Source organism: Rhodococcus sp. NPDC003383 (genome assembly GCF_053589115.1).
The window spans coordinates 12,788-24,650 of sequence record NZ_JBSFRG010000033.1 but is presented as its reverse complement, the minus strand read 5'-3'; the positions used below and the strand labels follow the sequence as shown (position 1 = coordinate 24,650).

Genomic DNA, 11,863 nt, shown 5'->3' with positions numbered 1-11,863 from the left:
GTCGTGTGCTGCGGATCAGGCGTACTTGGCCTTGTACTCGCGGCGGCGGCGGTGCAGGATCGGCTCGGTGTAGCCGCTGGGCTGCTTGGTGCCTTCGAGGATCAGTTCCTTGGCGGCCTGGAAGGCGATGCTGTCGTCGAAGTTCGGGGCCATCGGGCGGTAGGCGGCGTCGCCGGCGTTCTGCCGGTCGACGACGGGAGCCATCCGCTCGAGGGCGGCGACGACGTCCTCGGCGCTGACGACGTCGTGGCGGATCCAGTTGGCGAGCAGCTGGCTGGAGATGCGCAGGGTGGCGCGGTCCTCCATGAGCGCGACGTCGTGGATATCGGGGACCTTGGAGCAGCCGACGCCCTGGTCGATCCAGCGCACCACGTAGCCGAGGATGGACTGGCAGTTGTTGTCGAGTTCCTCGCGCTTCTCGGCGTCGGACCAGTCGGTGTTCTCGGCGAGCGGGATGGTGAGGATGTCGTCGACGGTGGCGCGGGTCTTGCCCGCGAGCTCGTCCTGGACGGCGAAGACGTCGACCTCGTGGTAGTGGGTGGCGTGCAGGGTGGCGCCGGTGGGCGAGGGCACCCAGGCGGTGTTGGCGCCGGCCTTGGGCTGGCCGATCTTCTGCACGAGCATGTCGTGCATGAGGTCGGTCATGGCCCACATGCCCTTGCCGATCTGCGCCTTGCCCTGCAGTCCGCAGGCGAGGCCGGTGTCGACGTTCCAGTCCTCGTAGGCGAGGATCCACTTCTGCTGCTTCATGGCGGCCTTGCGGACCACGGCGCCGGCTTCCATGGAGGTGTGGATCTCGTCGCCGGTGCGGTCGAGGAAGCCGGTGTTGATGAACGCGACGCGCTCGGAGGCGGCCTCGATGCAGGCGGCGAGGTTGACGGTGGTGCGTCGTTCCTCGTCCATGATGCCGACCTTGAGGGTGTTGCGGGGCAGGCCGAGGACGTCCTCGACGCGGCCGAACAGCTCGGTGGTGAAGGCGGATTCGTCGGGGCCGTGCTGCTTGGGCTTGACGATGTAGATCGAGCCGGTGCGGCTGTTGCCGAGCGGGCCGTGGGCCTCGTCGGTGTGCAGGCCGTGGATGGCGCACAGGGTGGTGATCAGGGCGTCGAGGATGCCTTCGGGGACCTCGTTGCCCTCGCTGTCGAGGACGGCGGGGTTGGTCATGAGGTGACCGACGTTGCGGACGAACAGCAGGGAGCGGCCGTGCAGTTCGAGGTCGCTGCCGTCGAGTGCGGTGTAGACACGGTTGGCGTTGAGGGTGCGGGTGAGGGTCTTGTCGCCCTTGGTGAACGATTCGGACAGGTCGCCGCGGTTGAGGCCGAGCCAGTTGCGGTAGCCGACGACCTTGTCGTCGGCGTCGACGGCGGCGACGGAGTCCTCGAAGTCCATGATGGTGGTGACGGCCGATTCGAGGACGAGATCCTTGATGCCGGCGGTGTCGGTGCTGCCGATCGGGGAGGCCGGGTCGATCTGGATGTCGATGTGCAGGCCGTTGTTGCGCAGCAGGACCGAGGTGGGGGCGGCGGGGTCGCCGAGGTAGCCGACGAGCTTCTCGGGCTGGGCGAGGGTGGTGACGGTGCCGTCGGCGAGGGTGACCTTCAGCGCGCCGTCCTCGATGCGGTAGGCGGTGGTGCCGGTGTGGGAGCCGGTCGCCAGGGGTGCGGCCTTGTCGAGGAAGTCGCGGGCCCAGGCGATGACCTTGTCGCCGCGGACCTTGTTGTAGCCGGTGCCCTTTTCGGCGCCGCCTTCCTCGGAGATGGCGTCGGTGCCGTACAGCGCGTCGTACAGCGAGCCCCAGCGGGCGTTGGCGGCGTTGAGCGCGAAGCGGGCGTTGAGGACCGGCACGACCAGCTGCGGGCCGGCGGTGGTGGCGATCTCGGAGTCGATGTTGGCGGTGGTCACCTCGAACGGGGCGGGCACCGGCACGAGGTAGCCGATCTCCTGCAGGAACGCCTTGTAGGCGGCCGGGTCGTGGGGCTGTCCGGCGCGGTCGCGGTGCCAGGTGTCGATCTTGCTCTGGAGGTCGTCGCGGATGGCGAGCAGTTCCCGGTTGCGGGGCGCGAGGTCGTGGATGACCTTGTCGGCGCCGGCCCAGAACGCGTCCGCGTCGACACCGGACCCGGGGATGGCCTCGTTGTTGACGAAGTCGTAGAGCACCTTGGCGACCTGGAGTCCGCCGACCTGAATGCGTTCTGTCATTGCCTCACTCTTTCCGGTAACTGTGCACCCGGTGCGGTCGGGCCGACCGGTGCCGCACGAAAAACACCAACATGTTACCCGCCGGTAGTTATCTGCGTGTCGGTGAGACACGCCGCCAGCGCGGTGCATCGATTCAACAGCTCCTGGCGCAGGGCTGCGGCGCGGGTGGTGAGCGCCGACTGCTCGCGGACGTACTGTGCGCGTCCGGCGGCAGTCTCGATCGTGATGGGCGAGTAGCCGTATTCGCTCAGATCATACGGGCTGGCCCTCATGTCCAGTTCGCGTGCCGCCCGGGCGTGCCGGAAGCAGTCCAGGAGCAGGTCCGACTCGACCAGCGGGGACAGTTTGTAGCACCACTTGTACAGGTCCATGCCGGCGTGCAGGCAGCCGGGTTGTTCCCGGTCGATCTGGGTCTGCCGGGTCAGGGTCTCGGCGTTGCGCGGGGCCGCCTCGGGGGTGAAGAACCGGAACGCGTCGTAATGGGTGCAGCGCAACTGCAATGATTCCACCACCGCGTCGGTGCCGTCGTGCCCGAGCCGCAGCGGCACCGCGTTGTGCCGCACCCCGGCGTCGTCCGTGCGGTACACCATCGCCCACTCGTGCAGCCCGAAGCAGCCGAGCTGCGGCGGCCGGGACGCGGTGGCCGCGAGCAGATCCCGTACGAACTCGACCGTGCCGAGCCGGTCGAGCGCCGCGCGCCGGGACACCGTGACCCCGGGCTGCCCGTCGACGACGACGCGTTCGTAGGCGGGATGGTCGCGGTACTCGCGGGTGGCGTCGCCGAGCAGCACCACCCCGAAACCGGGATGCCAACGCCGCAGCTGGTTGGGCCGGTGGTTGTAGTAGGTGAACAGGAAGTCGTGCACCGGATGGGCCTGCCGGGCCGCGCGCCGGCGCAGGTGCCCGGCGAGCAGCTCGTCGGCGGCGGCGCGGTGCCGGTCGCGGCGGGCGGTCCAGTCGGGTTCGGACCGCACCGCCGCGGCCGTGCCGGGGGTTCCGGTGCGGGTGCCGGTGCGGGTGTGGAGGGTCATCGGCGGCTCACGGGGTGCGGTTCCCCGGGGCGGGGTCGGCGATGCGGTGGGTGGCGTCGCGCACGGTTCCGACGAATTCCTCGACGAGGTCCTCGAGGGCGACGATGCCGACGACGGTGCCGGTGGCGTCGACCACCCCGCCCAGGTGGGAGCTGGTGCGGCGCAGCAGCGCGAGGGCGTCGTCGAGTGCGCTGGTGAGCGCGACCTGCGGCAGTTCCCGCACCTCCGCGGGCGGGATCACCGTGTCGGGTCCGGCGTTCTCGTCGCGCACCAGCTCCAGCACGTCCTTGATGTGCAGGTAGCCTGTGACCTTCCCGGTCGGGTCGAGGGTCGGGTAGCGGGAGAAGCCGGTGTCGATGACGGCCTGTTCGAGCACCCCGAGGGTGGTGCCGCCGGCGGTGATCGGCACGGTCCGTACCCGGTCGATGGGGATCATCACCTCGGTGACGGTGCGGCCGCTGGTTTCCAGGGCCTGGGTGAGGCGGCGGTGTTCCTCCTCGTCGAGCAGCCCTTCGGAGCGGGATTCGCCGATCATCTCCGACAGTTCGATGGCGGTGACGGTGACCTCGAGTTCGTCCTTCGGTTCGACCCGCATCAGCCGCAGGGACAGGTTGGCGCACAGGTTGTAGAACGCGATGAGCGGCTTGGCCAGGCGCATGAACAGCAGGTGCACCGGGACGAGGAGCATCGCGGTGCGTTCCGGTCCGGCGATCGCGATGTTCTTGGGCACCATCTCGCCGAGCAGGATGTGCAGGATCACCACGAGCGCGAGCGCGACGGTGAACGCGAGGGGATGCAGCAGCGAGTCCGGCAGGCCGGCCGCGTGCAGCGGCGCCTCGATCAGGTGCGCGATCGCCGGTTCGCCGACGCGGCCGAGCAGGATCGAGCAGATGGTGATGCCCAGCTGGGATCCGGCGAGCATCAGCGACAGGTGTTCCCCGGCGTCGATGACGGTCGCGGCGCGTTTCTTGCCCTGGGCGACGAGCGATTCGAGCCGGTCGCGGCGGGCGGTGATGAGCGCGAATTCGGCGCCGACGAAGAAGGCGTTGCCGGCGAGGAGCACCACGGTGAGCAGGACACCGAGCAGGTCGTTCATCGCTGCTCTCCGTTCGTGTGCGCGACCGGGTCGGTGTGGTCCGCGGCGCCACCGTCGGTGTCGTGCGTCTCGGGGGCCGCGTCGGGGTCGGTGTCCGCGGGGACCGGGGTGAGCAGGATCCGGTCGATGCGGTGTCCGTCCATCGCCAGGATCCTGGCGAGCCAGCGTTCGGTGTGGTCGCCGGGACGCGCCGGGAGCAGCATCTCGTCGCCGGTGTCGGGGATGCGGCCGAGTTCGTCGAGGATCAGGCCGCCGATGGTTTCGTAGTCGCCGTCGGGGGCGTGGTAGCCGGTGAGGCCGGCGATCTCGTCGATGCGCAGCAGCCCGGAGCAGGACCAGCCGTCGTCGAGTTGCCGGGCGTCGGGTTCGGGTTCGTCGTGTTCGTCGCGGACGTCGCCGACGATCTCCTCGATGAGGTCCTCCATGGTGATGATGCCGGCGGTGCCGCCGTATTCGTCGACGACGAGCGCGACCTGCATGCCGTCGGCGCGGACGCGTTCCATCACCTCGTCGCCGTCGAGGGTCGACGGCACGATCGGCACCTGCCGGGCGAGGGTGCGCAGCGGGGTGTGGGCGCGGCGCGGACCCGGAACGGTGAAGGCGTGTTTGACGTGCACGACCCCGAGGGTGGCGTCGAGGTCGCCGTCGACGACGGGGAACCGCGAGTAGCCGGTGCGGTCGGACAGGTCGATCAGGTCCAGCACGGTGTCGTGCTGGTCGAGGCATTCGATGGTCACCCGCGGGGTCATCAGGTCCTCGGCGGTGCGGTCGCCGAACCGCAGGGAGCGGTCGACGAGCAACGCGGTGCGTTCGTCCAGGGCACCGCTTTCCGCGGAGGCGCGGACCAGGGAGCCGAGTTCCTGCGGGGACCGCGCCGAGCGCAGTTCCTCGGCGGGTTCGATGCCGAGCCGCCGCACCACCCAGTTCGCGGAGCCGTTCAGGAAGTGGATGGCCCACTTGAACACGAGGGAGAACGCGACCTGCAGTCCCGCGGTGGCGCGGGCGGTGCCGAGCGGGTGGGCGATGGCCAGGTTCTTCGGCACCAGCTCCCCGAAGATCATCGAGAAGGAGGTGGCGAGGATCAGGGCGAGGGCGAGGGAGATGCCGGAGGCGGTGGATTCGCTCAGGCCCACGGCCTGCAGCAGCGGGTTCAGGAACCGCGCCAGCACCGGTTCGGCGAGGTAGCCGGTGATCAGGGTGGTGATGGTGATGCCCAGCTGGGCGCCGGACAGCTGGAACGAGAGGGTGCGGTGGGCGTGCTGCACCTGGCGGGCGCGGCGGTCACCGTCCCGGGCGTGGGCGTCGACGGTGCTGCGTTCGAGCGCGGTCAGGGAGAATTCGGCGGCCACGAACAGGGCCGTGCCGGCGGTCAGCGCAACGAAGCCGACCAGGGAAAGTATGGACAGCAGAACGGACATCAGGGCCGCTCCTGCCGGGTTTCGGTTCCGCCGGGTCTGTCACCCGGCTCGCTAGAGGAGCCCTCCGAACCGGCGGAATCGGAGTCCGCGTCGGCCGTGACGACCGGGGATAGTGCCGTGCTGGTGATAGTGGGTGCCGTGGGCACCTGGTTCCTCTCGTCGGGCTCGGCCGCGCGGTCGCCGCGCGCCGAGCGTGGTCGGATGGGGCACCATTCTACTGGGCGATGTCCGGATCGGTCGCGTCGTGCGGGTGCGCGGCGGTGTCGGGGGTGTGGTGCGCCTGGTCGCGGGACAGGGCGACGGTGGTGGCGAGCATGGCGACGACGGACGCGACGACCAGCGCCAGGCCGGGGCCGTCGACCCGCAGCCGTTCCCCGAGCACGGTCATGCCGAGGAACACCGCGGCGAGGGGTTCGCCGATGGTCAGGGCGGGCAGGGATGCGCCGAGCGCCCCGGCCTGGAAGGCGAGTTGCTGCAGGTAGCCGCCGGTGAGACCGGCGGTGACCAGCGCCCAGGTCTGCCAGGAGCCGACGACCGTGCCGAGGCCGTGTTCGAACAGGTCGGTGACGTGTTTGGTGAACACGACGGCGACGCCGAAGAGGATGCCGCCGGCGGACCCGAGCAGCAGGGCCCGGGTGGGGGCCCCGACCGGGAGCGCGGCGGCGCCGGCCGCGCAGGCCGCGACCGCCAGGACCGTGCCGAGCGGCAGCGCCCAGTGCCGGGCGGCCGCGTCGAGCGCGCCTTCGGTGGGGTTGCCGACGACGAGGAACACGGCCAGGGACACGCACAGGGCGGCGGCGAGCAGCCAGGTGCTGCGGCCGATGCGGCGGCCGCCGGCGAGCGCGGACATCGGCAGCGCGAACAGCAGCGAGGTCACGAGCAGGGGTTGGACGAGCAGGATCGCGCCGAGCGCGAGCGCGGCGACCTGCAGCAGGTAGCCGCCGCCGTCGCCGAGGATGCCGGCCCACCAGCGGGGGCTGCGCAGCAGCCCGCCCAGCAGGGGCCGGTCGCCGGGGACGGCGGCGGCCGAGCGCTGCTGGGCGACGCTGGCGGCGGCGAACAGCACCGCGGCGGCGAGGGCGCACGCCGCCGAGGCCGCCGCGGTGCCGGTCATGTGCGGGTCAGGCGTCGACTTCGCTGCGGTCGCCGCTCCACAGGGTGTGGAACTTGCCGGGCCGGTCGGTGCGCTCGTAGGTGTGGGCACCGAAGAAGTCGCGCTGGCCTTGGGTGAGGGCGGCGGGCAGGCGGTCGGCGCGCAGCCCGTCGTAGTAGGACAGGGACGAGGCGAACGCCGGGATCGGGATGCCGAGCTGGGTGGCGGTGACCACGACGCGGCGCCAGCTGTCGATGCCGGCCTCGATGGCGTCCCGGAAGTAGGGGGCCAGGATCAGGCTGGGCAGGGCCGGGTCGGCGTCGTAGGCCTCCTTGATGCGGTTGAGGAACTGGGCGCGGATGATGCAGCCGCCGCGCCAGATGGTGGCCAGCGCGGCGCGGTCGACGTTCCAGCCGTATTCGGCGCTGCCGGCGGCGATCTGGTCGAAGCCCTGGGCGTAGGCGACGATCTTCGAGGCGTACAGGGCGGCGCGGATGTCCTCGGTGAACTGGGCGGCGTCGGTGGGGGCGGCGCCGAGGGTGCCGGCGGCCAGGCCGCGGGCGGCGGCCCGCTGGTCGCGGGAGCCGGACAGGGCGCGGGCGAAGACGGCCTCGGCGATGCCGGTGACCGGGACGCCGAGGTCGAGGGCGGCCTTGACGGTCCAGCGTCCGGTGCCCTTCTGTTCGGCGGCGTCGACGATGACGTCGACGAGGGGTTTGCCGGTGGCGGCGTCGGTCTGGCGGAGCACGTCGGCGGTGATCTCGATGAGGTAGGACTCGAGGGTGCCGGTGTTCCAGTCGGCGAAGACGTCGGCGATCTGGCCGGCGTCGTAGCCGAGCGCGTCGCGCAGCAGGTGGTAGGCCTCGCCGATGAGCTGCATGTCGGCGTATTCGATGCCGTTGTGCACCATCTTGACGAAGTGTCCGGCGCCGTCGGGGCCGATGTGGGTGCAGCAGGGGGTGCCGTCGACCTGGGCGGCGATCTTCTCGAGCAGCGGGCCGACGGCGGCATAGGATTCGGCGGGGCCGCCGGGCATGATGGACGGGCCGTTGAGGGCGCCTTCCTCGCCGCCGGAGATGCCGGCGCCGACGAAGTGCAGGCCGCGGGCGCGCAGTTCGGCTTCGCGGCGGATGGTGTCGGTGTAGAGGGCGTTGCCGCCGTCGATGATGATGTCGCCGGGTTCCATGGCGTCCGCGAGCTCGCCGATGACCGCGTCGGTGGCGTCGCCGGCCTTGACCATGATCAGGACGCGTCGGGGCTTCTCCAGCGCGGCGACGAACTCCTCGACGGTCTCGGTGCGCACGAAGTCGCCGTCGTCGCCGTGCTCGGCGAGCAGCGCGTCGGTCTTGGCGATGCTGCGGTTGTGCAGGGCGACGGTGTACCCGTTGCGGGCGAAGTTGCGGGCGATGTTCGATCCCATGACGGCCAGGCCGGTGACGCCGATCTGGGCGCGGGGCGTTGCGGGGGTTGCGGAGTCTTCGACGGTCATGGATACAGCTTCCCCTGTCACCTGCCGGTGTGGAGATCGGGGTCGCACGTTTCCGAATGTGACCTATGTCACTGTCGGCGGGAGGGTTACCAGGAACGCAGCAGGCGTTCGACCTCGACGAGCCAGGGCACCGCGACCGCGAGGGTGGGGATCACGAGGATCGCGGCGGCGGCGATGTAGGCGACGGCGGCGGTGCGGGTGTCGCCGCCCGGTCCGGCGAGCCGCTGGACGCGCAGCAGCGTGGAGGGACCGCCGACGGCCATCGCGCCGTTCGGGGTGCGGGATTCGGCGCAGGTGACGAGGGCGCGGGCCAGCGGGACGGGCCCGGTGGCGCGGACGGCCGAGTCGTCGGCGAGCATCTCGATGAGCAGCTGCACCGAGCCGAGCGCGGAGCCGGAACGCACCCAGCGGGGGAACGCCTCGTAGACGGCGGTGAAGGCCTCGAGGACGAGGTCGTGCCGGGCCCGCAGGTGGGAGTGCTCGTGGCTGAGCACGGCGCGCAGTTCGGTGTCGTCGAGGTGATCGAGGGTGCCTTCGCTGAGCACCACCCGGTGCCGCAACCCGGGCAGGCAGTAGGCGATGGGGTCGGCGCTGTCGAGGATGCGCACGTGCGGGAGCTGGCGGATCGCGGCGCCGCTTTCGCGGCGGTCGAGCAGGTCGACGAGGGTGCGGTGCCGGGAGCGGCGGCGGCGGGTGCGCACCGCCACCCGCAGCGTGGAGTACATCAGCCGGGCGCCGATGAGCACGGTCGCGGTGAACACGAGCACGTAGGTGAGCCACAGCGGCAGCCCGAGCACGTCGATCTCGCGGAGCGGTTCGGTGGTGGGCCGCCCGTCCTCGCCGGGGACGAGTAGCAGCGCCGCGATGGCGAGGCCGGAGCTGAACGCGGACAGGACCGCGGCGAGCGCGACCGCCTGCCACAGCACCAGGGCGGCGCGGGGCGTGCGGTACGGCCAGGTCGCTCTGCTCAGCAGCGCCGGGACGGGGCCGGCGAGGAACAGCGCGAGGATGCCGAAGACCAGCGCGGTGGTCGCGTTCATGGCATCCAGTGTGTCAGCTCGTGCGGCCGTCGTGCTCGGGGGTCGTGGACGTGTCGGCTTCCTTGGCTTCGAGGGCGGCCAGCGCTTCGCGCAGAGCTGCGGCTTCGTCGGCGCCGACGCGGCCGACGAAGTGGACGAGTGCGGCGGTGCGGCCGCGGCTGTCGGCTTGGTCGAGGGCGTCGACCATGAGTCCGGCGACGAGTTCTTCCCGGCCGTGCACCGGCAGGTAGCGGTGGGCACGGTCGTCGCGCTGCTGGATGACCAGATTCTTCTTCGCGAGTCGTTGCAGGACGGTCATGACCGTGGTGTACGCGAGGGACCGTCGACTGGACAGGGCCTCGTGGACCTGCCGCACCGTCTGGGGTTCGGTGGAAGCCCAGAGGTGGTCCATCACTGCTCGCTCGAGTTCGCCGAGTGCTGCCATGCAACGATTCTACGGACTCTCTCCGACGCTGTGCGTACTACCCCTAGTCGTAGGGTCTTTGGTCCTGGTCGCCCGGCGTGTCGCGGCCCTTCACCCCGGGCCGGTCCGCGCCGCCGACGGTGCCGTAGACGTGCCGCGCGCCGATCGGCACGATCAACGGCCGCCCGGACACCGGGTCGTCGATGACGGCGGCGTCGAGGCCGAACACCTCGCGCAGCAACTCGACGGAGATCACCTCGGCGGGGGCGCCGGCGGCGACGATGCGCCCGGCCTTCATCACGACGAGGTGATCGCTGTAGCGCACCGCGAGGTTCAGATCGTGCAGCACCATCACCACGGTGCGGCCCAGTTCGCTGTGCAGCCGGTCGACGAGGTCGAGCACCTCCACCGAGTGCGCGAGGTCGAGGTAGGTGGTGGGTTCGTCCAGCAGCAGGATGTCGGTGCCCTGCGCCAGCGCCATCGAGATCCAGGCGCGTTGCCGCTGCCCGCCGGACAGTTCGTCGACGGGCCGGTCGGCGAGGTCGGCGATGCCGGTCTGTTCCAGCGCGACCCCGACCTCCTGCTCGTCGTCGGAGGACCACTGCCGCAGCCAGGACTGGTGCGGGTGCCGGCCGCGGGAGACCAGGTCGGCGACGGTCAGGCCCTCGGGGGCGACGGGGGCCTGCGGCAGCATGCCGAGCACCCGGGCGACCTCGCGGGTGCGCATCGAGGTGATGACCTGGCCGTCGAGCAGCACGCTGCCGGCGCGGGGCCGCAGCAACCGGCTCAGCGCCCGCAGCAGCGTGGACTTGCCGCAGCCGTTGGGACCGATGACGGTGGTGACGACGCCGGTGGGCACGATCAGGTCGAGATCGTCGACGATGAGCCGGTCGCCGTAGCCGAGGGACAGGTGCTCGGCGATGAGCCGCGGGTCGGCGGTGGCCGCCGCGTCGGGGTCGGTCGGGGCGAACGTCGTGATGTCGGTCACGCGGAAACCTTCCGGTTGGAGCGCACGAGGAGGTAGAGCAGGAACGGGCCGCCGAGCGCGGAGGTGACCAGCCCGACGGGCAGGGCGACCGGCAGGACGGTGCGGGCGATGATGTCGGAGCCGACGACGAGCACCGCCCCGGTGAGGGCGGACGCGACGATCGGGGGGCCGTCGGCGCGCACGAGACGCACCGCGAGCTGGGGGGCGGCCAGGGCGACGAAGCCGATGGGTCCGGCCGCGGCGGTGGCGATACCGGCCAGGCCGCACGCGGCGGCGAGCAGCAGGCCCTGCTGGGTCTGCAGCCGGATGCCGAGGGAGCGGGCGGTGTCGTCGCCGAGGCGCAGGGCACCGACGGTGAACCCGGCGATCAGCGTCCAGGTGCCGATCACCGCCAGGGCGATGCCGGCCGGCACCACCTGGCTCCAGGCGGCGCCGTTGAGGGAGCCGGTGAGCCAGACCTGGGCGCGGGCGACGTCGTTGATGTCGGCGGAGACGAGCATCCAGTTGGTCAGCGCGATGAGCATGGCGTTGGCGCCGATGCCGATGAGCACCAGCCGGAAGCCCTCGACGCCGTTGCGCCAGGCCAGCAGGTAGATCACGAACGCGGTGAGCAGGCCGCCGAGCAGCGCGGCCAGCGGCAGGCCCAGACCGGCGAGGAGCCCGACGATCGAGCCGCCGCCGGTCACCACGATCAGGGCGACGGCCGCGGCGCCGGCACCGGCGGTGATGCCGAGGATGTCGGGGCTGGCCAGCGGGTTGCGCGAGAGCGACTGGGTGATCGCGCCGGCCACCGCGAGGGCCGCGCCGACGACGACGGCGCCGATGCCGCGGGGCAGCCGCAGATCCAGCACGATGAACCGGTCCAGGCGTGCGCCGCCGCCGGCGAGCACGTCGAGCACCTGCGGCACCGACAGCGGGTAGTCGCCGCGGCCGAGGCTCACGCACAGCAGCAGGAAGGCGGCGACGGCGAGCGCCGCACACACCAGCAGGTGCCGGCCGCGCCACACCAGCGACACGGGACCGATCCGCAGGGCCGGGCGGGACGGGATCGCGGCGGAGACCTGCACCAGGCGGCGGGGGCGCCGCTCCGGGGCCTCCAGGGTGGT

The 11,863-nt window shown here is 71.5% G+C and carries 10 protein-coding genes; all 10 read right to left on the bottom strand.

Translation table 11 applies throughout. The features are described from left to right. Positions 1 to 15 precede the first annotated feature (15 nt). The 10 genes from ACWDTS_RS23420 to ACWDTS_RS23375 all read right to left on the bottom strand — a co-directional run bounded on the left by ACWDTS_RS23420 (position 16) and on the right by ACWDTS_RS23375 (position 11,857). A complete protein-coding gene (locus ACWDTS_RS23420) occupies positions 16 to 2,199 on the bottom strand; it encodes a malate synthase G (protein WP_450119131.1) in 2,184 nt (727 codons plus the stop codon). A gap of 74 nt (positions 2,200 to 2,273) precedes the next feature. After that, the gene (locus ACWDTS_RS23415; RefSeq protein ID WP_450119130.1) at positions 2,274 to 3,230 is read right to left on the bottom strand and encodes a 3-methyladenine DNA glycosylase; all 957 of its coding nucleotides are present in this window, start codon (positions 3,228 to 3,230) and stop codon (positions 2,274 to 2,276) included. Positions 3,231 to 3,237: 7 nt separating this feature from the next. Further along, the gene (locus ACWDTS_RS23410) at positions 3,238 to 4,326 is read right to left on the bottom strand and encodes a hemolysin family protein (RefSeq protein WP_450110757.1); all 1,089 of its coding nucleotides are present in this window, start codon (positions 4,324 to 4,326) and stop codon (positions 3,238 to 3,240) included. Then, complete coding sequence (locus ACWDTS_RS23405) at positions 4,323 to 5,744, bottom strand: hemolysin family protein (protein WP_450119129.1); 1,422 nt, start codon at positions 5,742 to 5,744, stop codon at positions 4,323 to 4,325. The genes ACWDTS_RS23410 and ACWDTS_RS23405 overlap by 4 nt, the downstream gene beginning before the upstream one ends. Positions 5,745 to 5,958: 214 nt before the next feature. After that, positions 5,959 to 6,858 carry a DMT family transporter gene (locus ACWDTS_RS23400; RefSeq protein WP_450119128.1) on the bottom strand — a complete coding sequence of 300 codons (900 nt, stop codon included), beginning with the start codon at positions 6,856 to 6,858 and terminating at the stop codon, positions 5,959 to 5,961. A gap of 7 nt (positions 6,859 to 6,865) precedes the next feature. Beyond that, positions 6,866 to 8,326, bottom strand: coding sequence for an NADP-dependent phosphogluconate dehydrogenase (gene gndA / locus ACWDTS_RS23395; protein ID WP_450119127.1), 1,461 nt, complete (start codon positions 8,324 to 8,326; stop codon positions 6,866 to 6,868). An 86-nt stretch (positions 8,327 to 8,412) separates the two neighbouring features. Beyond that, entirely contained in the window at positions 8,413 to 9,366 is a 954-nt protein-coding gene (locus ACWDTS_RS23390) for a M56 family metallopeptidase (protein ID WP_197252635.1), read from the bottom strand. A 13-nt stretch (positions 9,367 to 9,379) separates the two neighbouring features. After that, positions 9,380 to 9,790, bottom strand: coding sequence for a BlaI/MecI/CopY family transcriptional regulator (locus ACWDTS_RS23385; RefSeq protein WP_197252634.1), 411 nt, complete (start codon positions 9,788 to 9,790; stop codon positions 9,380 to 9,382). Between the two features lie 43 nt (positions 9,791 to 9,833). Then, positions 9,834 to 10,757 (bottom strand): ABC transporter ATP-binding protein, encoded by a 924-nt coding sequence (locus tag ACWDTS_RS23380; RefSeq protein WP_450119126.1) that lies wholly within the window; start codon positions 10,755 to 10,757, stop codon positions 9,834 to 9,836. Beyond that, positions 10,754 to 11,857: a FecCD family ABC transporter permease gene (locus ACWDTS_RS23375; protein ID WP_450119136.1), complete on the bottom strand. Its 1,104-nt coding sequence runs from the start codon at positions 11,855 to 11,857 to the stop codon at positions 10,754 to 10,756. The genes ACWDTS_RS23380 and ACWDTS_RS23375 overlap by 4 nt, the downstream gene beginning before the upstream one ends. Positions 11,858 to 11,863 lie beyond the last annotated feature (6 nt).